The organism is Pseudoalteromonas sp. SIMBA_162, from assembly GCF_046535955.1.
Taxonomy (GTDB): Bacteria; Pseudomonadota; Gammaproteobacteria; order Enterobacterales; family Alteromonadaceae; genus Pseudoalteromonas; species Pseudoalteromonas marina.
Genome location: NZ_JAWJBQ010001385.1, coordinates 1 through 229, shown reverse-complemented (window position 1 = coordinate 229; position 229 = coordinate 1). Strand labels below are relative to the sequence as shown.

General features: G+C 70.7%; 1 protein-coding gene. It reads left to right on the top strand.

What is annotated here, in order from left to right; all coding sequences use genetic code 11:
• A partial coding sequence (locus tag R0J88_RS24145) for a hypothetical protein (protein ID WP_410901477.1) occupies nucleotides 1-229 on the top strand: 229 nt, incomplete at both ends.

Sequence of the window (229 nt, the reverse complement as noted above, 5' to 3'; positions counted from 1 at the left end):
CTGCATTTCGGTGGCTTCGATGCCAGCTGGCAGCCGCGCCTCACCGACTGGCTGGAGCAGGCGTTGACCCGCCCGCTACAGGGCTTCGAGGGCGAGCCGATCCTGCTCAACCGGCTGGAGGCCTGGCTGCCGGAGCTGGAATTCTGGCTGCCGGCCGTGCACGCACGCAGTCTGCCGCTGGATGCCGTGGTCACCGCGCTGGAACCGTTGCCGCGCTCGCGGCCCAGGC